Annotated in this window: 20 protein-coding genes; 10 read left to right on the forward strand and 10 right to left on the reverse strand. The window is 70.4% G+C overall.

Annotated features, from left to right (window positions below; genetic code table 11):
• Positions 1-6 precede the first annotated feature (6 nt).
• Positions 7-417, reverse strand: a complete 411-nt coding sequence (locus BIV24_RS04370) for an ATP-binding protein (RefSeq protein ID WP_071364834.1) — start codon at positions 415-417, stop codon at positions 7-9.
• 112 nt (positions 418-529) lie between these two features.
• Here BIV24_RS04370 and BIV24_RS04375 point away from each other — a divergent pair, with 112 nt between their 5' ends.
• The 3 genes from BIV24_RS04375 (at position 530) to BIV24_RS33800 (ending at position 2,649) form a co-directional block, all read left to right on the forward strand.
• Positions 530-1,360, forward strand: a complete 831-nt coding sequence (locus BIV24_RS04375) for a helix-turn-helix domain-containing protein (RefSeq protein WP_071364785.1) — start codon at positions 530-532, stop codon at positions 1,358-1,360.
• Positions 1,357-1,617, forward strand: a complete 261-nt coding sequence (locus BIV24_RS04380) for a DUF397 domain-containing protein (protein WP_071364786.1) — start codon at positions 1,357-1,359, stop codon at positions 1,615-1,617. Before BIV24_RS04375 ends, BIV24_RS04380 begins: the two co-directional genes overlap by 4 nt.
• A gap of 618 nt (positions 1,618-2,235) precedes the next feature.
• Positions 2,236-2,649 carry a hypothetical protein gene (locus BIV24_RS33800; protein WP_143064559.1) on the forward strand — a complete coding sequence of 138 codons (414 nt, stop codon included), beginning with the start codon at positions 2,236-2,238 and terminating at the stop codon, positions 2,647-2,649.
• Between the two features lie 70 nt (positions 2,650-2,719).
• On the opposite strand, the gene BIV24_RS04390 is transcribed toward BIV24_RS33800, so the two are convergent.
• Positions 2,720-3,469 carry an ABC transporter permease gene (locus tag BIV24_RS04390; RefSeq protein WP_071364788.1) on the reverse strand — a complete coding sequence of 250 codons (750 nt, stop codon included), beginning with the start codon at positions 3,467-3,469 and terminating at the stop codon, positions 2,720-2,722.
• 10 nt (positions 3,470-3,479) lie between these two features.
• Entirely contained in the window at positions 3,480-4,265 is a 786-nt protein-coding gene (locus BIV24_RS04395; protein ID WP_071364789.1) for an ABC transporter ATP-binding protein, read from the reverse strand.
• Positions 4,266-4,344: 79 nt separating this feature from the next.
• Here BIV24_RS04395 and BIV24_RS04400 point away from each other — a divergent pair, with 79 nt between their 5' ends.
• From BIV24_RS04400 to BIV24_RS04415, 4 genes are all read left to right on the forward strand, one after another.
• Positions 4,345-4,986 carry a TetR/AcrR family transcriptional regulator gene (locus BIV24_RS04400; protein ID WP_071364790.1) on the forward strand — a complete coding sequence of 214 codons (642 nt, stop codon included), beginning with the start codon at positions 4,345-4,347 and terminating at the stop codon, positions 4,984-4,986.
• A 127-nt stretch (positions 4,987-5,113) separates the two neighbouring features.
• Entirely contained in the window at positions 5,114-5,962 is an 849-nt protein-coding gene (locus BIV24_RS04405) for a 3-hydroxyacyl-CoA dehydrogenase family protein (protein ID WP_071364791.1), read from the forward strand.
• A gap of 148 nt (positions 5,963-6,110) precedes the next feature.
• The gene (locus BIV24_RS04410; RefSeq protein ID WP_071364792.1) at positions 6,111-6,434 is read left to right on the forward strand and encodes an STAS domain-containing protein; all 324 of its coding nucleotides are present in this window, start codon (positions 6,111-6,113) and stop codon (positions 6,432-6,434) included.
• A 251-nt stretch (positions 6,435-6,685) separates the two neighbouring features.
• On the forward strand, positions 6,686-9,259 hold the full coding sequence (locus BIV24_RS04415; protein ID WP_071364793.1) for an ATP-binding protein: 2,574 nt from the start codon (positions 6,686-6,688) through the stop codon (positions 9,257-9,259).
• Between the two features lie 67 nt (positions 9,260-9,326).
• Here BIV24_RS04415 and nucS read toward each other — a convergent pair whose 3' ends face one another.
• A complete protein-coding gene (gene nucS, locus BIV24_RS04420; protein WP_071364794.1) occupies positions 9,327-9,998 on the reverse strand; it encodes an endonuclease NucS in 672 nt (223 codons plus the stop codon).
• Positions 9,999-10,352: 354 nt separating this feature from the next.
• On the opposite strand from nucS, the gene BIV24_RS04425 reads away from it, so the two are divergent.
• Positions 10,353-10,745: an SCO5389 family protein gene (locus BIV24_RS04425; RefSeq protein WP_071364795.1), complete on the forward strand. Its 393-nt coding sequence runs from the start codon at positions 10,353-10,355 to the stop codon at positions 10,743-10,745.
• 106 nt (positions 10,746-10,851) lie between these two features.
• Here the strand turns inward: BIV24_RS04425 and BIV24_RS04430 are convergent, their stop codons facing one another.
• Positions 10,852-11,880, reverse strand: coding sequence for an LLM class flavin-dependent oxidoreductase (locus tag BIV24_RS04430; RefSeq protein ID WP_071364796.1), 1,029 nt, complete (start codon positions 11,878-11,880; stop codon positions 10,852-10,854).
• 221 nt (positions 11,881-12,101) lie between these two features.
• Between BIV24_RS04430 and BIV24_RS04435 the strand changes: the two genes are divergently transcribed.
• Entirely contained in the window at positions 12,102-12,431 is a 330-nt protein-coding gene (locus BIV24_RS04435) for an ATP/GTP-binding protein (RefSeq protein ID WP_071364797.1), read from the forward strand.
• Between the two features lie 7 nt (positions 12,432-12,438).
• Here BIV24_RS04435 and BIV24_RS04440 read toward each other — a convergent pair whose 3' ends face one another.
• The 5 genes from BIV24_RS04440 to mce form a co-directional block, all read right to left on the reverse strand.
• Complete coding sequence (locus BIV24_RS04440; protein WP_071364798.1) at positions 12,439-13,308, reverse strand: ABC transporter permease; 870 nt, start codon at positions 13,306-13,308, stop codon at positions 12,439-12,441.
• Positions 13,305-14,525 carry an ABC transporter ATP-binding protein gene (locus tag BIV24_RS04445; RefSeq protein ID WP_071364799.1) on the reverse strand — a complete coding sequence of 407 codons (1,221 nt, stop codon included), beginning with the start codon at positions 14,523-14,525 and terminating at the stop codon, positions 13,305-13,307. The genes BIV24_RS04440 and BIV24_RS04445 overlap by 4 nt, the downstream gene beginning before the upstream one ends.
• A gap of 269 nt (positions 14,526-14,794) precedes the next feature.
• The gene (locus tag BIV24_RS04450) at positions 14,795-15,733 is read right to left on the reverse strand and encodes a coiled-coil domain-containing protein (protein WP_071364800.1); all 939 of its coding nucleotides are present in this window, start codon (positions 15,731-15,733) and stop codon (positions 14,795-14,797) included.
• 182 nt (positions 15,734-15,915) lie between these two features.
• Positions 15,916-19,764, reverse strand: a complete 3,849-nt coding sequence (gene scy / locus BIV24_RS04455; protein ID WP_071364801.1) for a polarized growth protein Scy — start codon at positions 19,762-19,764, stop codon at positions 15,916-15,918.
• Positions 19,765-19,997: 233 nt separating this feature from the next.
• The gene (gene mce, locus BIV24_RS04460; protein ID WP_071364802.1) at positions 19,998-20,438 is read right to left on the reverse strand and encodes a methylmalonyl-CoA epimerase; all 441 of its coding nucleotides are present in this window, start codon (positions 20,436-20,438) and stop codon (positions 19,998-20,000) included.
• A 149-nt stretch (positions 20,439-20,587) separates the two neighbouring features.
• Here mce and BIV24_RS04465 point away from each other — a divergent pair, with 149 nt between their 5' ends.
• The gene (locus tag BIV24_RS04465; protein ID WP_071364803.1) at positions 20,588-21,790 is read left to right on the forward strand and encodes an acetyl-CoA C-acetyltransferase; all 1,203 of its coding nucleotides are present in this window, start codon (positions 20,588-20,590) and stop codon (positions 21,788-21,790) included.
• Positions 21,791-21,819: the final 29 nt, after the last annotated feature.

Consider the following 21,819-nt stretch of genomic DNA (forward strand, 5'->3'; position numbering starts at 1 on the left):
ACCACATCACCGGCCCGCGAACTCGCACCACACCACCTTGCCGGGGTCGCGCTCGCCCACGCCCCACTTGTCCGCCAGCTCCGCCACCAGCAGCAGCCCGCGCCCGCTCTCGCCCGGCTCCCCGGGGTCCGGGTGCGGGACGGCCGGGACGCCGCCTCCGCTGTCGTGGACCTCGATGCGCAGGGCGCCGCCGTCATACGGCAGCAGCCGCAGTTGGAAGCCGCGGCCGGGCGGTACGCCGTGCACCAGGGCGTTGGTGGTGAGTTCGCTGACGCACAGCAGGATGTCGTCCGCGCGGTCGGCCATGCCCCAGTCCGTGAGGGCGCTGTGTGTGAAGGAGCGGGCGGCCGGAACGGACTGGCGTTCGCGTCGGTAGAACCGCTCACGTGCGGTCGGGAGTGGTGTTTCGGTGTTCACCTGACGATCGTCACGTTCCGTGGTCATCATGGAACAGTGCGCGTATCCGTACGGCCGGTGTGTACGCATACGCGCCGGTGAACGTAAGCACGCTGGTGGGGAGTTCTGCCGCATGGGCACCACTACACGGTCACGGACACGCAGGAACGCCTCGGCGATGAAGATGGTGGGCGCGCTGCTCGCCGTCTTTCGCGAGGCCGCCGGGTACACCCAGCGGTCGCTGGCCGAGCGGTTCTTCGTCAGCGAGCAGCAGATTGCCTCCATCGAGCAGGGTCGACGGCCCCTGAAGCCGGATCTCGCTGAGCAGCTCGACGAACTCCTGGGCACGAAGGGCGCGTTGAGTGAGGCATTGAAGTACATGCCGGAGGTGGATCTCGTACCGCTGTGGGCGGAGGAGTTCCTGGACCGGGAGCGGGAGGCTATCGCCATCTCCGTGTACGACACCCTGGCCGTGCCTGGCCAGCTCCAGACCGAAGAGTACGCGCGGGCGGTCTTCCGCAGTCGCGTTCCGGTTTACGACGAGGACAAGATCGAGCAGCTTGTCGCGGCGCGTATGGCCCGTCAGGAGATTCTGCACCGCAAGGTGCCACCGACCACGAGCTTCGTGATCTGGGAGGCGGTGCTGCGGGACCACTTGGGCGGGAAGGAGGTGTACGTCGAGCAGGTACTGAAGCTCCGTGAGTACGCCGACATGCCCGGCCTCACCCTGCAGATCCTGCCGCTCGGCCGCACCTCTCACGCCGGTCTCGACGGGCCGTTCGTCCTCCTGGAGACGCCCGAATACCAGCGGCTCGCCTACACCGAAACGCAGCGCGGCAGCCAACTGATCGCCGATCGTGACGAGGTGGGGATCCTGACCCAGAAGTATGCGATGCTGCGGACGCAGGCCCTCAACACCGAGGACACGAGGGACTTGTTGGACCGTCTTCTGGGGGAGTCATGAGCGGCACCGCACTCGAGTGGTTCAAGTCCAGCTACAGCGGCGACGAGGGAGGCCAGTGCCTCGAAGTCGCCTACAACTGGCGCAAGTCCAGCTACAGCGGTAGCGAAGGCGGCCAGTGCGTAGAGGTATCCACCCACCCCACCGCCATCCACCTCCGCGACTCCAAGAACCCCGCCGCGCCGCACGTCACCGTCGCGCCCGCCGCCTGGGCGGCGTTCCTGGAATCGGCCGGAGGAGTCGCCTGCGGGGTTGGCTGACCAGTGGCCAATTGGAGGGTTTGTGCCAGCGGGCGGAGGCAGAACCGCTGGTGAGAGGCTCCGGCAGTGGCACAAACCCTCCAATCGTGCCCATCGCGCCCACCGCTTGGGTCCCTGCTCGGACTGGTCCCCCAGGGGCACGCTGCATGGTGGATCATGGATCCACCATCTGCTGTGCTCCCAGGGGGGAACTTGATGCCAAGCACCACCGGCACGCCAGGCTGGCGTGCTCGAAGGTCGACGACGGCCACCGTGGCCGCTACCGTCGCACTCATCACACTGGCCGGATGCGGCACCGGCGCCGACGAAGCGGATGACAGCGGCAAGGCAGACAGCTCGAAGCGGCCGGCAGCCAGTAAGTCCGCGTCATCGGACAGTGGCGGGTCGCGCGGTGCCCAGGCCGCCGGACTCATCAGCAAGGCCCTTGACGTGACGTTCGATCAGGATTACCTCATCTCGACCCGGCGGAAGAAAACCGAGGGGACAACTGTCCTGCGCAGCGCTGTGCGCGGTGGCAGAGCGGAATGCGAGGCACACGTCCGAAAGGGCACGGGGTCCCTCGACTTCGTCGTCACCTCATCGGCGCTCTACTCGCGAGGCAGCAAGGAAGCGCTCAGGATGGCGCCCGATGCCAAGGAGGACCCGGTACGCGTGGAGGTGATGGCTGACCGGTGGGTGAAGCGCAACACCACTGCCTACAAGACCATGCGTGACATGTGTGAGTCGAAGACCCGGCGGACCTGGCTGGAGAAACGTATGCCGTCCCTGGACGAACTCGCCGAGGCAACCCCGACGCAGCGGTCGGGGGTGGTACAGGGGCAACCCGCCACCACGATCACGTACAGGCGTGAGGAGGGGACGCTGGAGTTCCACATCGCCGCCGAGGGCACTCCGTTCCTCCTGCAGGTCACGCACCCGGCCAAGGACCTCGATGAGTCGTTCAGCGGCTTCGGTAAGCCGTTCCGCGTGGCCACACCGCCGGGAGCGGTCTCGGAGCTTCAGATCGCGAAAGAGGTCCTCGCGGCCCAGTGACTCCTTCGAGCCTCCGACGCGGACGCGGCTGCCCGTGCGGACAGCCTCCGTCGCTCTGAGAAGGCCGGCGTCACGCCCCGGTCGTACGGAACACCCGCGTGCCCACCAGTAGTGACAGCGCGGTGAAACCGACGGCCACCAGCACGCCGTACAGCATGTGCGTGGTCGCGTAGGAGCCGACGAACGCGTCGCGCACCGCATCCACGAGATAGCGGAACGGGGTGAAGTGGGAGAGCACGTCCAGCCAGGCCGGGCCGAGGGTCATCGGCAGCATCAGGCCGGACAGCAGCATGGACGGCATGGTCAGCGCGTTGATCACCGGGCCGAACTCCTGCGGGGTGCGCACGTTCATCGCCAGCGCGTAGGACAGCGAGGCCAGTGAGATCGTCAGCAGCGCGACGAACGCGAAGCCGATCAGGACCCCGGGCAGCGGGGCCCTGAGGCCCATCGCCACTGCCGCCAGGACCAGCAGCACCGCCTGGAACACGAACACGGTGGCGTCCCGCAGTACCCGGCCGAGCAGCAGCGCGAGCCGGCTCACGGGCGTGACCCGCATGCGCTCCACCACGCCCTGGCCCTTCTCGACGATGATCATGAACCCGGCGAACGACGCACCGAACAAGCCAAGTTGGAGCAGCAGGCCGGGGACGAGGACCTGCCAGGAGCTGCCGCGCGTGCCCAGCGGCAGGTGGGTCAGCAGGGGGCCGAAGAACAGCAGGTACAGCAGCGGCATCAGCACGCCGAAGAGCAGCGCGAAGCGGGAGCGCAGGGACTGGCGCAGATAACGGCCGTAGATGAGGGCCGTGTCATGGAGAAGCATTCCGGTTGTCCTATACGGCTACGGGGATGGTGTCGGCGGGGGCGGGGCCGCGGCCGGTGATGGCGAGGAAGGTGTCCTGGAGCGAGGCGTCGATCGAGCCGGCGTGCTCCAGCTTGAGTGCGCTGGGAGTGCCCTCTGCCACGACCACGCCCTGGTCGACGACGACCAGTCGGTCGGAGAGGGCGTCCGCCTCGTCCAGGTAATGGGTGGTCAGGAAGACCGTCGTGCCGTTCTCGTCGCGCAGGCGGCGGACCAGCTCCCACAGGTCGGCGCGGCTGCCGGGATCGAGGCCGGTCGTCGGCTCGTCCAGGAACAGCACCTTCGGGCGGTGCGTGAGCGCCATCGCGATGTCCAGGCGGCGCCGCTGCCCGCCGGACAGGGCGCCCGTCTTCCGGTCGAGCAGCCCGGTCAGGTCCAGGTCGCGGGCGAGCTCCTCGGCGCGGGTGCGCGCCTCGGCCTTCGACAGGCGGTACATCCGGCCCTGGGTGACCAGCTCCTCCCGCACGGTGATCTGCGGGTCCGTCCCGCCCGACTGTGCGACGTAGCCGCACGCCCGTCGCACTCCGACCGGGTCCGCCGTCAGGTCGCAGCCCGCGACTGTGGCCGTGCCGCCGGTGGGCTTCAGCAGGGTGGTGAGCATCCGCAGGGTGGTCGTCTTGCCGGCGCCGTTGGGTCCGAGGAGGCCGAGGATCTCGCCCTCGCGGACGGTGAGGTCGATGCCGCGTACGGCCTCGACGGGGCCGGCTTTGGTCTGGAAGGTGCGGGCGAGGCCCGCCGTGCTGATGACTGCTGCCATGACACCAGAAAAACAGAGTCGCTGAAATTTTGCAATGACTCCAAGTTTTCAGGCGGCCCAGCGAAGTTAGGATCGGAGCATGGCTGAGGGGCTCAGGGAGCGGAAGAAACGGCAGACCCGGCAGCACATCTCGGATGTCGCCACAGGGTTGTTCCTGGAACGCGGCTTCGACGCCGTGACGATGGCCGAGGTCGCGGACGCCGCGGACGTCTCCGTCAACACCGTCTACAACTACTTCCCGGCCAAGGAGGACCTCTTCTTCGACCGCTCCGCCGGCATGGTCGACCGGCTCGCCCGCTGGATCCGCGGCCGGGACGCGGGGGAGTCCGCCGCGCGCGCCGTCCTGCGTGAGCTGCGTGGTGAGGTCGAGGCCGTCTCGCCCCGCGTGGGCCTCATGGTCGGATATGACCGTTTCATGCGGGTCATTCATGAGGCGCCGCCGCTGCGTTCCCGGCTGTGGAGCCTGCAGCAGGAGATCCACGACAACGTGGTGGCTGCCCTGCGCGAGGAGACCGGTGCTGCCGAAGAGGGCCCGCTGCCGGATCTGATGGCCGGGCAGATCTGCTGGATCCACCAGGCGGTCTTCGTCACCATCGGCCGCGAGATGCTCGCCGGGCGCGAGCCGGCCGAAGTGTCCCGGGAGGTGCTCGTCCTCCTCGACGACATCGAGGAGCTGTTGAGCGAGAAGGTGCTCAACTACGCCGTTCGTGCCGCCCCGTGACCCGGGACGGTGTGATGTCCGTCATGCGAGACCGTGACGCGCGTTACTAACCGGTCACAAGGCTCCTTACGGGCGCTAAGGTCCGCCGGAGAGGCATACATAAACAGCGCGTCAGGGGAGTCGCACAGTGGCACGGAAGCTTGCCGTCATCGGAGCCGGACTCATGGGTTCCGGCATCGCCCAGGTATCCGCCCAGGCCGGCTGGGACGTCGTCCTGCGCGACGTCACGGACGAAGCGCTGACGCGCGGCACGGACGCCATCAAGGCCTCGTACGACAAGTTCGTGAGCAAGGGCAAGATGGAGGCGCGCGACGCCGAGGAGGCGCTCGCCCGCATCACGTCGACCACCGACCTCGCCGCCGCCGCCGACGCGGACATCGTCGTCGAGGCCGTCTTCGAGAAGCTGGAGGTCAAGCACGAGATCTTCCGGACCCTCGACAAGATCGTCCGCGAGGACACCGTGCTGGCGTCCAACACCTCCGCCATTCCGATCACCAAGATCGCGGCGGCCACCGAGCGCCCGGAGCGGGTCGTCGGCGTGCACTTCTTCTCGCCGGTGCCGATGATGAAGCTCGTCGAACTGGTCCGCGGCTACAAGACGAGCGGCGAAGCCCTCGCCACCGCCCGGGAGTTCGCCGAGTCCGTCGGCAAGACCTGCATCGTCGTCAACCGCGACGTCGCCGGATTCGTGACGACCCGCCTCATCTCGGCGCTCGTCGTGGAGGCCACCAAGCTGTACGAGTCGGGCGTGGCCACCGCCGAGGACATCGACCTCGCCTGCAAGCTGGGCTTCGGCCACGCCATGGGGCCTCTGGCCACCGCCGACCTCACCGGTGTCGACATCCTGCTGCACGCCACCGGCAACATCTACACGGAGTCCCAGGACGAGAAGTTCGCTCCGCCGGAGCTGATGCGCCGGATGGTGGACGCCGGTGACATCGGCCGCAAGAGCGGGCAGGGCTTCTACTCGTACTGATCTGACACCGCACACCCCCGAAGGTGTCACCTCCGGGGGTGAATTCGGTATCGATTCGCTCACAGACGGCAACCTGATTGCCCTGGGGGCAGTCAGATGTTGCACAACCACAACGCGGAGTACGACAACGCACTCACGGGGAGCGCATATGCACATCAGGGGCGACCACGCCGAGCTGGTCGTCGGGGGCCGCCTCGACGTCCACAGCGCGGCGGACGCCCGTACAGTCCTGCACTCGGCCGTCGACGACGGAGCCGGCGACCTGGTGCTCGATCTGTCCGAACTGGACTCCTGGGACGCCACGGGGCTCGGGGTGATCATGGGGGTCCACCGGCGGGCCGGGCGGTGCGGCCGGCGGCTGGTGCTGCGTGACGTGCCACCGCAGATGCAGCGCCTGCTGGTGGCCACCCGGCTGCACCGGATCCTGGCCATCGAGGGCGGCATCGGGGTGGAGTCCCTGCCCCGGGTGTGACGGGCCGGTACGGGGGCGCGGCTTCACACGTGTGAACGCCACGAAACGCATGTCGGGCGCAATCCTCACGAGACTGTGACGTCTCGGGCGGCGCGGTACCCCGGCTTGTCGGAGATACTGTGCGAAGGTTTAGGGTTCGGCTGCCCGCCGCCCGAAACCCTCGAGCGGGCACCGGACCAGAAGCGACAGCGAAGTGTGCAGCAAGGCCGGGAGGGGCTCAGGCACACGACGCTTTTGGGGGGCTTGGACCTATGGACCCGAACACCCGGGAACCCGAGGAGTACGGCCACGACGGCGCCCGCGACACGCCGCGCCAGCCGCGGGACTCCGTCACACCGGACTTCGTACAACCGGCACCGGCACTCGCTCGCACCGTGCAGCTCACGTCGGGCGACTTCCTGCTCACCGTCAATCCCGTCGACGGCAGCGAGATCGAGGCCGGCCCGCCCGGACAGCGGCCCGTGCGTCCTCGCAAGCACACCACCGCCGAGCGGGCCGAACTCGCCCATGCGGGTCGGCCGCCCGTTCCGCCCGGGCACTCACGGCCGCGGCTGCCGCTGCTGGAGCGCCAGGACGAACGCGAGCGGCTCGTACGGCTGCTGGCGCGCGGCCGCTCGGTCTGCCTCACCGGACCCTCCGGCTCCGGCCGCAGCGCGCTCCTGGACGTCGTCGCCGACGACTGCGCGGACCTCGCACCCGACGGCGTGGTCCGCCTCTGCGGCTACCGGCGCACCGCGAGCGACCTCCTGTACGACCTCTTCACTGCCGTCTACCACGCACCCCTGTACCGCCCCGAACGGGACGAGCTGCTCCTGTACGTGCGCGGGATCGGTGCCGTCGTCGTCCTCGACGACCTGGAACTCGGCGGCAGCGCGCTCGACGAGCTGCTCGACGCGACCCCCGAGTGCGCCTTCCTGCTGTCGGCCACACCCGACGCTCCGGCCCCCTCCGCGGACTCGCTCGTCGAGGAGGTGTTCCTCGGCGGACTCGACCGCGCCGGTGGTCTCGAGCTCCTGGAGCGCGCCGTGGGCCGCGACCTCACCGAGGAGGAGACGCAGTGGGCGGGCGACCTGTGGTTCGAGTCCGAGGGCCTGCCGCTGCGTTTCCTGCAGGCCGGGGCGCTGCTGCGGCAGCGCGACCAGCGGCGTGAAAACGCCGACGCCTTCGACGAGTTCGGCGTCTTCGAGGACAGTGCCGTGGACGCGCCCTCCGACGCCGGGGACGGGCACGAGGTACCGCTGCCGTCGCTCGCCGAGGCCGCCGCGCCCGCCCCGCTGCTCGCCTCCAAGCTGAGCCCCTCGGCACGCGAGACGCTCAAGTTCGCGGTCGCGCTCGGCGGCGAGGTGCCCCACCAGACCCATCTGCCGGCCCTCGTCGACGACACCCACGCGGACGCGGCGCTCGCCGAACTCGTCGACTGCGCGCTGGTCTCCCCGGTGGGCTCCCGCTACCGGCTCGCGGCCGGGGTGCAGATGCAGCTGGAGGCCGCCGGGTACGCGACCGGCGCCGAGGAGTACGTGCTCAAGGCCGCCCAGCACTACGCCTGGTGGGCCGGGCACCCCTCGGTCACCTCGGAACGGGTCTCGGCGGAGGCGGACGCCGTGCTGGCCGCGCTGGCGGTCGTGGTGCCTCTCACGGCACTGCCCGCCGAGGACGAGGAGAGCGCGGCCGTACGACTGGCCCGGCAGGCCACGCCCGCATTCGCCGCGGGGCTCCACTGGGCCGCCTGGGAGCGGGCGCTGCGCTTCGGTGTGGAGGCGTCCCGGCTTGCCGGAGAGGTGGGCGAACAGGCCTACTTCCACCACGAGTTGGGCATCCTCGCGCTGTGCTCCGGCCAACTCGAGAGGGCTCGCGCCGAACTGGAGGCCTCCATCGGGCTGCGCGGCGCCCTCGCCGACAAGCGCGGCACGGTCGCCGGACGGCGTGCTCTCGCCCTGGTCGCCGACCGCTCCGGTGCCACGCCGCTCGGCGGGCGTACGGCGGCGGGCGAGGAGGTGCCGGACGCGCGGCACGAGGAGTCGGCGTCGCCGCCCGGCGGTGTACCGGCGGGCTTCGGGCTGTCCGAACCGATCGGCGACCCCGCGACGCTGGTGACACACCAGGCCGTGGCCGAGCCGGCGCCCAAGGCCGGTGGCATCCGCAGTGTGGTGAAGGGCACCCGGCGGAACCTGGTGGCCGCGGGCGCCGGGGTGGTGCTGGCAGCCGTGCTGGGGACCGTCGTGACGCTCGGCATGACCTCGGGCAACGGCAGCGACACCCCGTCCGAGAAGATCGGTGTGGGCCCCTCCGCGAGCCAGAGCACGGACGACGGCAGCCTCGGCGCGGACAAGGCGAACGGGGGCGGCGGATCGGGCGGCCCGGGCGTGGCCGGTGTCCCGGCGCCGAAGCCTTCGGGAACGAGCAGCACGAACGGCACGAGCGGCACCCCGGGCGCCCCGACGCCGAGCGACACCGGCAGCGGCCCCTCGGGCGACCCGACGGGCACGCAGGGGACGACGACCCCGCCGAAACCGACGTCGACGTCCGATTCCAAGCCGCCCGTGTCGAAGCCGCCCACCACCACGTCACCCACGTCCAAGCCGCCCAAGCCGACGACGACCACGAAGCCGCCGACCACCCCGCCGTCCACCCCGCCGGTGACGCCACCCGGTTCCTCGGAGCCGCCGCCGACGGAATCGCTCACGCCGCCCGCGTCCAACTCGGCCGGCGGCCCGGCCACGGCCAGCGGCCCGGCCTCCAGCGCCCCGGCCACGGCCGGCAGTTCGGCGAGCGCGCCGGGAAGCTCCGGTGCGGGGACGCCGCGCGGTTCGGCTCCGGTGATCTGACGGTCAGGTGATCGAGAAGGGCCGGGTCCGTCATTCGGACCCGGCCCTTCCGTCTGCGTAGCGCCTTTCAGAACAGGCGCAGCTTGTCGTCCTCGATGCCCCGCAGCGCGTCGTAGTCCAGGATCGTGCAGCCGATGCCGCGGTCGGTGGCCAGGACGCGGGCCTGGGGCTTGATCTCCTGGGCCGCGAAGATGCCGCGGACCGGGGCGAGGTGGGGATCGCGGTTCAGGAGTTCCAGGTAACGCGTGAGCTGTTCCACACCGTCGATCTCACCGCGCCGCTTGATCTCCACGGCGACGGTCTGGCCCTCGGCGTCCCGGCACAGGATGTCCACCGGGCCGATCGCCGTCATGTACTCCCGGCGGATGAGCGTGTAGCCCTCGCCGAGCGTCTCGATGCGGTCGGCGAGCAGTTCCTGGAGGTGTGCTTCCACGCCGTCCTTGATCAGGCCGGGGTCCACGCCGAGTTCGTGCGTGGTGTCGTGGAGGATCTCCTCCATGGTGATGATCAGTTTCTCGCCCGCCTTGTTGATGACGGTCCAGACGCCCTCCTCGTCGCCCGAGCCCTCCTTCAGGGTGCAGGGCGGCGACATCCAGTTGAGGGGCTTGTAGGCCCGGTCGTCCGCGTGGATCGAGACGCTGCCGTCCGCCTTCACCAGGATCAGACGGGGCGCGGAGGGAAGGTGGGCGGTGAGACGGCCCGCGTAGTCGACGGAGCATCGGGCAATGACGAGACGCATGGTCGGCAACGCTACTCGACACTCCCGCTCTGATGCGATTCGGCCTCGTGAGACGTCGCCCGCCCGGCCCGCGGACCGCTCTACGAGTCCCTCCGGCCCCACCCGCCCGTCCTTCACCGAGAGACTCCCCGAACCCTTCGGTCTCCGTTTCCTCCCTGGTTGCCCCAGTTCACTGGTGGCCGGTTGTGTGCAGTGTGAAAGCGCGTTGTGTGCGCATTCTCCTGGTGCCGTCACCGGCCGTTGCATACCGTAGTAACCGGGAGGTCGTGCGGCGTGTACGCAGCGTGTTCGACAGTGCGAACTCCCTTCCACGTCCGTCAGCCCCTGGTGTCCGGGGGTGCGAGAGGAGAACCCATGTCGCTCGACGTCTCACCGGCCCTACTCGAACAGGCCGAGCGAGGCGAGGTCGACGAAGCCGATTTCGTCGACTGCGTCCGGACCTCCCTGCCTTACGCATGGGAGATGATCAGCTCCCTGGTGGCTCAGCTGAAGGTCGACGGCGGAGTGTTCGCCGACAACCAGACGCCCCCGCCGGACGAGCAGGCACGTGGACAGCTGCTGCGTGCGCTTGCGAGTGACGCGATACGCGGCGCCCTGCAGCGGCACTTCGGAGTCCGCCTGGCCTTCCAGAACTGCCACCGGGTGGCCGTGTTCCCGCTGGACTCCTCGGTGGACGACACACTGGCCCGCTTCACCTCGGTCCGTAACCAGCTGCTCAACCAGTCGCCGGAACTGCGCGACTGCTGACGCGGGCGAAGCCGCACGGCTTGCCGCTCCGTACACGGGAGGTGCATCTGTACCGGAGCGGCAAGCTCCCGCCGGCAGCCCGTCGGTGGGCGGTGCCCCGGCGCACTCAGTCGAGGTGGGGGAGTACGTCGGCGCCGAGCCTGCGTACGTTCTCCTCCGTCGCCGCGAGGTCGCCGGAGCCCTCGACGAGCAGGGCGAAACGGGAGATTCCGGTCCTCTCCGAGGTCGCCGCGAGCCGGTCGGCGCACAGCCGCGGAGTGCCCACCGGGTGCAGCCCGCAGAGCAGTTCGGTGTAGGCCAGTGGATCCCGCATCGCGCGGACCCGTCCGTCGACCGTCATATGCGCGTCGAGCCCCTGTTTCAGCCAGGCCGGCATCGCCTTCGTCAGTGCCTCGACCGCGTCGGTGCGCCGGTCGGCGATCTGACAGACCCCGGCCGAGACATGACCGGCGTCCGCGATCACGTCTGTGTCGACCCCGGCCGCGTGCGCGTACTGCCGCCACAGCGCGATCATTTCGGCCTTCTCCTCGTCCCCGATGTGCATGCCGAGCAGCATCGGCAACCCCCGATCGGCCGCCAGCCGTACGCTCGCCGGCGAGGTGCAGGCGACGACGACCTCGGGTCCCTCGGTGTCGGTGAGCGACTCCGACGGCCTGGGGACGACCGGGACTTCACGGAAGCTGAATCGTTCCCCCGCGGCGGCGACGGACGGTTGACGCAGCCAGCGCACCAGTAGATCGAGTGATTCCGGGAACCCCGTCTCGTACGCCTCGAGGCCCGAGCCGAAGACCTCCAGGTCCACCCACGGCCCGCCGCGCCCCACCCCGAGCGAGAGGCGCCCGCCCGAGGTGAGGTGCAGCAGAGCGGCCTGCTCGCCGAGCGCCACGGGATGGAGGGTGGGCAGGACGCTCACCGCCGTGCCGACCCTGATCCGGTGGGTGCGGCCCAGCAGAAGCGCCGCCAGAGTGATCGCCGACGGGCATGTCCCGTACGGCACGAAGTGGTGCTCGGCCAGCCATACCGTGTCCAGGCCCGCCTCCTCGGCGACCTCGGCCGACCGCACCGCGCGGTGCAGCGCCTCCCCCTGGCCCTGACCCGGAAACTGGGCGGCCAGTACAAAACTTCCCACGCGCATCGCAGTTCCTGCTTTCCTGGCTCCGACCCGGAGCTCCCCCACCCGGCATAACTGCCTGACATGTGCCCAAGTCACGGCGTGACGGCGGGATTTGCGGATTGTCTGGAGAATGTGCCGATGGGAAGGGTGATTTGTCGGAATCGGTGACGTGCGCGCACCCCTGGCGGGGCCGCGTACGCTGGATACGGCCCCGCCCCCTGTACAGCCCTGTGAGGTGTTCTGTGTCGCCGCGTCGCAATCGACCCAAGGGCGCCGACTCGTCCCGTCGGGGCGAGGACGACGACACGCCGCGGTACGGCGGCCGGCAGGTCACCGAGAGCTGGCGGGGCGAGGAGTGGAGCGTGCGCCATGTCGTGGGCGCCGCCGCCCAGGGGAAGACCTACCGCTGCCCCGGCTGCGACCAGGTGATCCCCTCGGGCGTCCCGCACGTGGTGGCCTGGCCCGAGCACGCGGGCGTGGACGACCGGCGGCACTGGCACAAGGCCTGCTGGAACGCCAAGGACCGCCGCACCACACGGGTGCAGCGGTCCCGAAACGCGCCGAGGTACTGAACCCGGCTTACACGTCCCGCTTCTCCAGCAGCAGATAGGCACCCGCGAAGGCGACGGCCGTCACGCCCAGGATGATCCACAGCGGATCCCAGCCGGACGGGCCCGAACCCGTCAAAGAGGTGGAGTAGAACACGCTGAGCTGGCTCGGGATCGAGTACTCGAACAAGGCCTGGCGCACGCCCTCGAGGGACTGCGCGAACATGAACAGCGCGATGACCAGCGGTGCGAGCACCGTCCCGATCATGATGGTGATGGCGCCGGCGGAGTGCCGCACGAGCGAGCCGATCACCAGCGAGAGCAGCCCGAGCAGCGCGATGTAGAGGCTGACGCCGACCGTGCCCTTCAGCCACTCCTGGCCGGAGGGGGTCCCGGCACCGTGGCCCTCCAACATGGCGACGTGCAGGAAGGCGACGAGCGAGGCGGACACCAGGGTGATCACGAAGGAGAGGACGAAGAACACGGTCGCCTTCGCCGCCAGCACCCGCCCGCGGCTGGGGCACACCGTCATCGTGGTGCGGATCATGCCGGTGCCGTACTCCGAGGCCGTGGTGAGCACGCCCAGCGTGATGATGCACATGCAGCCCATCAGCAGCCCGAAGAAGCCGAAGGGCAGCGGGCTGTCGCCGTGCATGTCCGCAGGCGAGCTCGCGACCATGGCACCGGCGGCGAGCCCGATACCGAGCACCAGCAGGACGAAGACCCCGAGCGTCCACATCGTGGAGCGCAGCGACCTGATCTTCGTCCACTCGGAGGCGAGGGCGTGCCCGAAGTGGGTGCGGACGACCGGGATCGGCGAGGTGTAGGCGGGGTGGGCTGAACCGGTCTCCGCCTGCCAGGCGGGCGCGGCCTGCGGCAGCGGAGGCTGGGGCGTGCTCATCGGGCGTCCTCGGACTCGGTCGGGGTGGGGTGGGGCGCGGGTGCCGCGGCCGGAGCGGCGGGCTGGGTCTGCTCCTGGCCCATGGGTGCGGGCTGCGCGTAGGGGTTGGGCTGCCCGGCCGCTACGGGCGCCGCCGCGGCGCCGTACGGGCCCGCGGGCGGCTGCCCCGGCATCGCGAACGGCTGCCCGTCCTGCTGGGGCGGCGGCGGGGCGTACCAGTCCGGCTGGCCCTGCCCCGGCACCGGCATCGGGGGCTGCGCGCCGGGCGGCAGCGGCTGCTGGAGCCCGGCCTTCTGGTCGATCGTCGAGCGGTAGTCGACGGCGCCCTGTGTCATCCGCATGTACGCCTCCTCCAACGAGGCCTGGTGCGGGGACAGTTCCCACAGGCGTACGTCGGCCTCGTGCGCGATGTCACTGATGCGGGGCAACGGCAGCCCGGTGACGCGCAGCGCGCCGTCCTGCTCGGGCAGCACCTGCCCGCCCGCCTCGGTCAGCGCGGTCGTCAGCTTCTCCCGCTGCTGCGACTCGGTGCCGGGCGTGCGGACGCGCGCGAAGTCCGCTGAGTTGGCGGAGATGAAGTCCTTGATGCTCATGTCGGCCATCAGCTGCCCGCGTCCGATCACGATCAAGTGGTCGGCGGTGAGCGCCATTTCGCTCATCAGATGGGAGGAGACGAAGACCGTGCGGCCCTCCGCCGCGAGGGCCTTCATCAGATTGCGCACCCACAGGATGCCCTCGGGGTCGAGGCCGTTGACCGGCTCGTCGAAAAGGAGCACCTGGGGGTCGCCGAGGAGCGCGGCGGCGATACCGAGCCGCTGGCCCATGCCGAGCGAGAACCCCTTGGACCGCTTCCCGGCCACGCCCTGGAGGCCGACCACACCGAGCACCTCGTCGACGCGGCGGGCCGGGATGCCGGAGAGCTGGGCCAGGCTCAGCAGGTGGTTGCGGGCGGACCGGCCGCCGTGCACGGCCTTGGCGTCGAGCAGCGCGCCGACCTGGCGCGAGGCGTTCGGCAGCTTGCGGTAGGGGTAGCCGCCGATCGTCACCTGCCCGGACGTGGGGTTGTCCAGGCCGAGGATCATCCGCATGGTCGTCGACTTGCCCGAGCCGTTCGGCCCCAGGAAGCCGGTGACGGCACCCGGCCGCACCTGGAAAGAAAGGTTGTGTACGGCCGTCTTGGCGCCATAGCGCTTCGTCAGGCCGACTGCCTCGATCATGCTCCGCACCCATCGAAAGGTTCAGGACGTCGGGACGTGTTGCCCCCCGTAAGAGTTAGGAGCATAACGGGGGGCTGACGGTTCCACCCAAGAGAGAGTAAAAGACCGCTGGTCAGCGAGGTGAATTGGCTCTTGCCTCGGTGAGCTGAGGTGTCTTGCCCGGCCATGGGGGCCGGGGCGGGGCCTGGCGGGGCACCGGAACGGCGAAGCCCTCCGCCCCCGCAGGGGCAGAGGGCTTCGCCGGTGTCCGGACGCCGTGCATCCCAGCCTTACCGGGACTGCTGCGCCGGAACCCCGCGGGAGACCGGCTCGTCGTCCGTCGACGGCGTGCCGGCCGCGGCCACCGCCGCGCCCGTGAGCGTCGCCAGCATCTCGCGGACGTTGGTGAGTTGCGCGTTGATCGAGTCGCGGCGGTTGGTGAGCGCCGCCAGCTCGCGCTCGGACTCCGAGCGGACGCGGTCGGCCTTGGCGTTCGCGTCGGCCACGATGTCCTCGGCCTGGCGCTGGGCCGTCTCCACCGTCTGGCGGGCGCGGCGCTCGGCGTCCGTGCGCAGCTTCTCGGCCTCCAGACGCAGCTGCTCGGCGCGGTGCTCGATCTCGGCCAGACGCTTCTCGGCCTTGGCCTGGCGGGAGGCCAGATCACGCTCGGACTGCTCGCGGCGCTTGGCGAGGTTCGTCTCGAAGTCGGAGGCGGCCTGCGCGGCCTTGGCGCGGGTCTCCTCGAAGAGGGCGTCCGCCTCCTCGCGCTTGGACTGCGCGTCCTTCTGTGCCTCGGTGCGCAGCTGGGCGGCGTCGCTCTTGGCCTTGTCGACGATCCGGACGCCTTCGTCCTCGGCCTTGGCCTTGCGCTCCGCGGCGAACGACTCCGCGTCGTTACGCACCTGCTGGGCGGCGGACTCGGCCAGCTCACGGTGCTGCTCGGCAGCGTGGCGGGCCTCCTCGCGCAGGTCCTTGGCCTCCTCCTCGGCGAGGCGGAGGATCTTCTCGACGCGCGCGCCGAGACCCGCGTAGGACGGCTCCGCGTCGCTGACCGCGGCCTGGGCGTTCTGCGTCTCGAGGTGGAGTTCCTCGATGCGCTTTTCCAGAGCGGTGATGCGGGTGAGAGCGCTGTCACGGTCGGAGACGAGCTTGGAGATCCGTTCGTCCACCTGAGCGCGGTCGTATCCACGCCGCACAAGCTCGAAGCCGTAGGGGGAAGTGTCGCTCATGGGTTTCCTGTCAAATGAGACCGGTGAGGTGATAGATGAAATCCTAGAGGTCGAAGCGGCGTGTCATCGAGCGGATGCGTGTTTGATCTGGAGAATGACACTCCTTTTGGGTGGCCGACCGTCCCAAGTCTTGCCAGGATCCGCGCTAAACGCTCTGCCGAGCACAGAATTGGCGCTTCTGGCTAGCGTTCTGATGCCTTGCCACCCGAACGTGTCCCACCCGCGGCGGCACCCGCCTTGACACTCCCGTTGTTGCCACCGGACGGGGCCTCGAAGGACTCCAGCGCCTCCAGGACGTCCTGGACACGGGAGATCTCCGCATTGATGTCCTCGCGCCGGCGCACCAGGATCTCCAGTTCGCGCTTGCCCTCCTCGACCGTCTCCCGGGCCTCGCGGAGCGCCTCGGCTTTGATCTTCTCGGCCTCGGAGACGAGCGAGGACTTTTTCTGCTCGGCCTCTTTGAGCAGCCCCTCGGCCTTCTTGACCGCGGCGATACGCACCTTGCTTGCCTCGGATTTGGCCTCCGAGACGATCTCCTTGGCCTGCGACTTGGCCTTCTCCATCTGCTCCTCGGCGGCCTTGACCAGCGCGTCGCAGCGCTCGCCCGCCGACTTCATCGCCTCGGCCGACTCGTGCCGCGCCCGCTCGTGCAGTTCCTCGATCTCGGTCGTGATGCGGTCGCGCAACTCTTCCGCGCGGCCGCGGATCGCGGTCGCGTCCCGGCGCGCGCCGACCAGCAGTTCGTCCGCGTCCGCGCGGGCCCGCTCCACCCGTCCGTTGCCCTCGACCGTCGCCTCGGCGACCAGTCGCTCGGCCTCCTTGCGGGCGGCGCCCACCATCGTGTCGGCCTGCGCCTCGGCGTCCGCCGTCGTCTTGTGCGCGGCCTGCTGTGCCTCCGCGATGAGCTTGTCGGCCTCGGCGGCGGTCTCCGTGATGAGCGTGTCGACCTGCTCGGCCGCCTCGGAACGCCGCTTGTTCGCGTCCTTGCGAGCCTCGTCCAGGGTGCGCTCGGCCTCCTCGCGCGCGGCCGTGGTAACCCGCTCGGCCTCCGCCTCCGCCTCGGCCTTGATCCGCTCCGACTCGCTGCGGATCCGCTCGGCCTGCTGCTGTGCGGCCCCGACCGTCTCGGCGGCCTCCGCGCGCAGCCGCTCCGCCTCACCGGTGGCCTCCGCGAGGAGGTTCTCGGCCTTGGCCGTGGACTCGGCCCGGACCTGCTCGGCCCCGGCGGCGGTCTGAGCGGTCAGCCGCTCGGCCTCCGCCGTCGCCTCGGTGATGAGGGTGTCCGCCTGGGTGGCCGCGTCCGACCGGATCCGGTTCGCGTCCTCGCGGGCGTCCGCACGCGTGCGCGCCGCGTCCTGCTCGGCGGTGGCGATGGTGTCCGAGGCCTCCGTGCGCACGCGCTGGGCGTGCTCGGAGGCGTCCGAACGGATCCGCTCGGCCTCGCTGCTCGCCTCTGAAACCGTGCGCTCCGCCAGGGACTTGGCGGCCTCCGACTCCTCGGTGGCCTCCCGCCGGATACGGTTCGCGTCCTCGGTGGCCCGCTCGCGCTCCGCGTGGGCGTCGGTGCGGAGCCGGTCCGCCTCCTCCTGCGCCTCGGTGCGCGTACGCTCTGCCGCGTGCTCGGCGGCGGAGCGCAGGCCGGTGATCTCCTCCTGCGCCTGCTCGTGCAGCCCGGTCACGGAGTCCCGCACCTGCTGGGCGTGCTGCTCGGCAGCCGACACCATCTCGGTCGCGCGCCGGTCGGCCTCCTCGACCAGCCGTACGGCCTCCGCCTGGGCCTTCTCGACCCGGTCGCGCGCCACGGCGAGCAGTTCCTCGCTCTGCTCGCGGGCCTGCTCGCGCTCCTGGTCGGCCTCCTGGCGCGCCCCGCCGAGGACGTCCTCGGCCTCGCGGCGGCGCCTCTCCGCCTCCTCCTGGGCGGCGGCGAGGGTCTCCGTGGCCTCGGTGCTCAGCCGCTCTGCCGCGGCCTGTGCCTCGGCCCGGACGCGGTCGGCGCTGTCCTGTGCCTCCGACTTGAGCCGCTCGGCCTCGGCGGCGGCCTCCGACCGCAGGCGTACGGCCACGGCCTCGCCCTCGGCACGGGAGGCGGACGCGTCGGCGGCGGCCTCCGTGCGCAGCCGTTCGGCTTCCGCCCCGGCCTGCGCCTGGAGCGTACGAATGCGTTCGGCGGCCTCGGCACGCAGCCGGTCGGTCTCCTCGACGGCCTCGCGGCGCATCCGCTCGGTCTCCGCCCGGGCTTCGCCGAGCGCCTGCTCGGCGGAGGCGAGCCGCTGCTCGGCCTCCGTCTGGAGGCGGGTCAGCTCCTTCGCGGCCTCCGTACGGCGGGTCTCGACGGACCGCTCGGTCTCCTCGCGCAGCTCACGGGCGGCCCGCTCGGCCTCTGCCCGGACCGCCTCGGACTGCTCGGTGGCCTCGGCCCGGTGCCGCTCGGCCTCCTCGCGGGCGTGCTCCAGGGTCTCCTCGGCCTGGCGGCGCAGCGTCGTGGCGCGCTCCCCGGCCTCGGTGCGTACCTTCTCGCTGTCGGCGGTGGCCGTCGCCCGCATCTCGTCCGCGTCGGCCTTGGCCCTGGCGAGCAGCTCCTCGGCGGTCTTGGCCGCCTCCTCGATCTGCTGGACGGCCTCGCGGCGGGCCGCGGAGCGGAGCTTCTCGCCCTCGGCGACCGCGTCGGCGCGCAGCTGCTCGGCCTCGCCGCGCAGCCGGCGCGCCTCCTCCTGCAGTTCGACCGTCTTGGTGCGGTAATCCTCGATGTCGTCCTTCGCCGCGCCCTTGAGCTGCTCGGCGATGTCGTGCGCCTCGGCGCGCAGCCGGTCGGCCTCGGCCTCGGCCTCCTTACGGATCCGCTCGGCCTCCTCGGCGGCGGCCTTGGTGGTCTCCTTGGCGTCCTCGGACGCCTTGTTGAGCACGTCCTCGGCCGTACGGGCGGTCTTGGCGAGCTGGGAGGCGCTCTCCTCGGCCGTGATGCTGCGGGCCTTCTCGGAGGCCTCCGCGACGATCTTCTCGGCCTCGGTCCTGGCGTCCGCGACCACCTGCTCGGCCTCGGACTTGGTGACCTCGGCATCCTTGGTGGCCTCGGTGACCAGCCGGGCGACCTGCTCCTTGGCCGTGCGGGTGCGCTGCTCGTTGGTGGCCTCGGCGGTGGCGAGGGCCTTGGCCGCGGCCTCCTTCGCCTCGGCGACGACCTTGTCGGCCTCGGTGCGCGCCTCGCGCAGCGCGGTCTCGGCCTCGGACATCCGCCGCTCGGCGGACCGGCTCAGTTCGGCCGCCTGCCGGCGGGCGGTGTCCGACTCGTTCGCGGAGGCGGAGCGCAGCTGCTCGGCGTGGTCGGTGGCCTCCTGGGCCTGGGTGGAGGCGGCGTTCAGCAGCCGCTCGGCGTCCGCCCGGGCCCGGCGCAGGATCTGCTCGGCCTCTGTGCGGGCGCCCTCGGCGTCGTTCTGCAGGCGCTGGCGGGCCTCGGCGGTGATCCGCTCGGCCTCGGCGCGGGCGGCGGCCAGGGACTGCTCGGCCTCGGCGCGTGACTCGTCGACGAGCCGGCGGGCCTGGGACTCGGAGCGGGCGCGCAGCTGCTCGGCCCATGCCACGTTCTCGTTGACGTGCGACTCGACGGTCTTGCGGCGCTCGGCCAGCTCCTGGTCGAGCTGCTGGCGACGGGTGACCGCCTCCGTGTGCAGCTCGGCCTGGAGGCGGGCGGTCTGCTCGGCGTGCTCCTGAAGGATGCGCTGCGTCTGCGCGCGGGCCTGACTCAGTTCGCGCTCGGCGTCCGCCCGCATCTGGTCCGCCTGCATCTGCGCGGTGCGCAGCATCTGCTCGGCCTGGTAGCCGATGTCGGCCCCGTCGTAGGCGGGACGGGACATGAGCGTGCGCCGTGCCTCGTGCAGCTTGGCGCGCAGCACCTCGACCTGGTAGCCGAGATCCTCGGCGTGCTGGATCGCCTTCTCCCGCTCGGTCTTCAGCCGCTCCATCTCGGCCTCGAACCGAGAGAGGTGGTCGACGTCAGTCGCCGGCTGTCGCTCCTGGCGTTCGTAGCCCCGCACTGCGCGGTCCCATCCGTCCCCTGGTCGCAAGTCTCTCCAAACGAGCTCCGTCCATCCGCCGGACGGGGCCCCCGGGGAATGGTGTCAGATCAACGGCGGAGCATGGGCTGGCGCCCCGTCGCTCGTCCCCCGAAACTCGGACCCCGGACTCGCGTCCCGCCGACCACGGCGGGACCCGGTCGCCCTGGTGGAGCGGCGACCGGCCCAACCCTACCGGCCCTGATGTGCGGGAGTCAGTGCTCAGGTGCCTCAACAGCCGCCGAAGTGACCAGTTCTGTCAGTACTCCATGGCAATCCTTGGGATGCAGGAAGGTGATCCGCGACCCCATGGAGCCGTGTCGTGGCTCCTCGTACAGGACCCGTACGCCCTTGTCCTTGATCGCGGCGGCGTCCCCGTCCACGTCCGCCGTTCCGAAGGCGATGTGGTGGACGCCCTCACCGTTCTTCGCCAGCCACTTGGCGACGGTGGAGTCCTCGCGGATGGGCTCGAGGAGCTGGAGGTAGGAGGCACCGCCGTCATCCGTGTTGTTGATCTTCAACATGGCCTCGCGTACGCCCTGTTCCTCGTTGACCTCGGTGTGGAACACCGAGAATCCGTACGTCGAGGTGTAGAACTCGACGGTCTTCTCCAGGTCGAAGCAGGCGATCCCAATGTGGTCGATTCGCGTCAACATGGTGTTAAGTGCAGCGTCCCCGACGTGGTTACGCAACGTGCGCGCGATCACACTGACGGCCCGATGACGGGGCGCAGTGCCGCTCAGTACATTCGAAGTAAACCCTCGTTCACTCCTCGGCTGTGCAGGCCGGAAGGGGATCGCAGCTCATGTCAGGAACGAACAGCACGACCTCCGTGATCGTCGCGGGCGCCCGTACTCCCATGGGGCGGTTGCTCGGCTCGCTGAAGTCCTTCTCCGGAGCCGACCTCGGCGGCTTCGCGATCAAGGCCGCCCTCGACCGCGCGGGCATCGGCGGCGACCAGGTGCAGTACGTGATCATGGGTCAGGTGCTCCAGGCCGGGGCGGGGCAGATCCCCGCACGTCAGGCCGCGGTCAAGGCCGGCATCCCGATGAGCGTCCCGGCGCTCACGATCAACAAGGTGTGCCTGTCGGGGCTCGACGCGATCGCGCTCGCGGACCAGCTGATCCGTGCGGGTGAGTTCGACGTGGTCGTCGCCGGCGGCCAGGAGTCCATGACCAACGCCCCCCACCTGCTGCCGAAGTCCCGCGAGGGCTTCAAGTACGGCGCGGTGCAGATGCTCGACGCGATGGCGTACGACGGCCTGACCGACTCCTTCGAGGGCATCGCCATGGGCGAGTCCACCGAGAAGCACAACACGCGCCTCGGCCTCGGCCGCCAGGAGCAGGACGAGATCGCCGCCCTGTCCCACCAGCGGGCCGCGGCAGCCCAGAAGAACGGCGTCTTCGAGGCGGAGATCACCCCGGTCGAGGTCCCGCAGCGCAAGGGCGAGCCCGTCGTCTTCAGCAAGGACGAGGGCATCCGCGGTGAGACGACGGTGGAGTCGCTGGCCAAGCTGCGCCCGGCGTTCACCAAGGACGGCACGATCACCGCCGGGTCCTCCTCGCAGATCTCGGACGGCGCCGCCGCCGTGGTCGTGATGAGCAAGGCCAAGGCGCAGGAGCTGGGCCTGGAGTGGATCGCGGAGATCGGCGCCCACGGGAACGTGGCCGGACCGGACAACTCCTTGCAGTCGCAGCCGTCGAACGCGATCCTGCACGCACTGAAGAAGGAAGGTCTGGAGGTCTCGGACCTCGATCTGATCGAGATCAACGAGGCGTTCGCGGCCGTCGCCGTGCAGTCAATGAAGGATCTGGGCGTTTCCGCCGAAAAGGTGAATGTGAATGGCGGTGCCATCGCTCTCGGACACCCGATCGGCATGTCCGGCGCCCGGCTCGTCCTCCACCTCGCCCTGGAGCTCAAGCGGCGCGGCGGCGGCGTCGGCGCGGCCGCGCTGTGCGGTGGCGGCGGCCAGGGCGACGCGCTGATCGTGCGCGTTGCCAAGGCCTGAGCATTCTGTACGTCTCTATTCGAACGGAG

Origin of the sequence: Streptomyces colonosanans (assembly GCF_001866645.1) — a bacterium.
GTDB lineage: Bacteria > Actinomycetota > Actinomycetes > Streptomycetales > Streptomycetaceae > Streptomyces > Streptomyces colonosanans.

What these genes read in the sequence shown, in the direction of transcription:
- BIV24_RS04375 (WP_071364785.1), top strand. Translation starts at nt 530, where the DNA reads ATGGGCACCACTACACGGTCACGGACACGCAGGAACGCCTCGGCGATG.
- BIV24_RS04380 (WP_071364786.1), top strand. Translation starts at nt 1,357, where the DNA reads ATGAGCGGCACCGCACTCGAGTGGTTCAAGTCCAGCTACAGCGGCGAC.
- BIV24_RS33800 (WP_143064559.1), top strand. Translation starts at nt 2,236, where the DNA reads ATGGCGCCCGATGCCAAGGAGGACCCGGTACGCGTGGAGGTGATGGCT.
- BIV24_RS04390 (WP_071364788.1), bottom strand. Translation starts at nt 3,469, where the DNA reads ATGCTTCTCCATGACACGGCCCTCATCTACGGCCGTTATCTGCGCCAG.
- BIV24_RS04395 (WP_071364789.1), bottom strand. Translation starts at nt 4,265, where the DNA reads ATGGCAGCAGTCATCAGCACGGCGGGCCTCGCCCGCACCTTCCAGACC.
- BIV24_RS04400 (WP_071364790.1), top strand. Translation starts at nt 4,345, where the DNA reads ATGGCTGAGGGGCTCAGGGAGCGGAAGAAACGGCAGACCCGGCAGCAC.
- BIV24_RS04410 (WP_071364792.1), top strand. Translation starts at nt 6,111, where the DNA reads ATGCACATCAGGGGCGACCACGCCGAGCTGGTCGTCGGGGGCCGCCTC.
- BIV24_RS04415 (WP_071364793.1), top strand. Translation starts at nt 6,686, where the DNA reads ATGGACCCGAACACCCGGGAACCCGAGGAGTACGGCCACGACGGCGCC.
- nucS (WP_071364794.1), bottom strand. Translation starts at nt 9,998, where the DNA reads ATGCGTCTCGTCATTGCCCGATGCTCCGTCGACTACGCGGGCCGTCTC.
- BIV24_RS04425 (WP_071364795.1), top strand. Translation starts at nt 10,353, where the DNA reads ATGTCGCTCGACGTCTCACCGGCCCTACTCGAACAGGCCGAGCGAGGC.
- BIV24_RS04430 (WP_071364796.1), bottom strand. Translation starts at nt 11,880, where the DNA reads ATGCGCGTGGGAAGTTTTGTACTGGCCGCCCAGTTTCCGGGTCAGGGC.
- BIV24_RS04440 (WP_071364798.1), bottom strand. Translation starts at nt 13,308, where the DNA reads ATGAGCACGCCCCAGCCTCCGCTGCCGCAGGCCGCGCCCGCCTGGCAG.
- BIV24_RS04445 (WP_071364799.1), bottom strand. Translation starts at nt 14,525, where the DNA reads ATGATCGAGGCAGTCGGCCTGACGAAGCGCTATGGCGCCAAGACGGCC.
- BIV24_RS04450 (WP_071364800.1), bottom strand. Translation starts at nt 15,733, where the DNA reads ATGAGCGACACTTCCCCCTACGGCTTCGAGCTTGTGCGGCGTGGATAC.
- mce (WP_071364802.1), bottom strand. Translation starts at nt 20,438, where the DNA reads ATGTTGACGCGAATCGACCACATTGGGATCGCCTGCTTCGACCTGGAG.
- BIV24_RS04465 (WP_071364803.1), top strand. Translation starts at nt 20,588, where the DNA reads ATGTCAGGAACGAACAGCACGACCTCCGTGATCGTCGCGGGCGCCCGT.